1 protein-coding gene is annotated in these 377 nt (G+C 62.1%); it reads right to left on the reverse strand.

The window, feature by feature from the left end:
• Positions 1 to 375 (reverse strand): AMP-binding enzyme (locus JK358_RS38825; RefSeq protein ID WP_307817934.1); only part of this gene is annotated, 375 nt, incomplete at its 3' end.
• Positions 376 to 377 lie beyond the last annotated feature (2 nt).

Here is a 377-nt window from a genome sequence, read left to right on the forward strand (position 1 = left end):
CTGCTTGTCCAGCCTCAGCACATTCGCGAAGATCTCTGCGAGTGCCTGTTCGGCTGGTGTGGAGGGTGCCCGATACGGGGTGCCCGAGATGAATTCGGGTGTTGGTAGCGCACGTTTGTCGAGTTTGCCGTTGACGGTCAAGGGCAGCTGGTCGAGCAGCATGATTGCTGCGGGCACCATGTATTCGGGTAGTCGTTCCCGTGCGTACCGACGGATTTCGCTCGGGTCGGTCTCGGTGTCGGTGTCGGCGACGACATAGGCCACCAGGCGCGTGTCGCCAGCGTCGTGGCTGGTAACGACCACCGCCTGTGTCACACCGGGATATGCGGTGAGTACCGCTTGTATCTCGCCGGGTTCGATGCGGAAGCCGCGGATCT

The organism is Nocardia acididurans (genome assembly GCF_016741815.1).
Classification (GTDB): Bacteria; Actinomycetota; Actinomycetes; order Mycobacteriales; family Mycobacteriaceae; genus Nocardia; species Nocardia acididurans.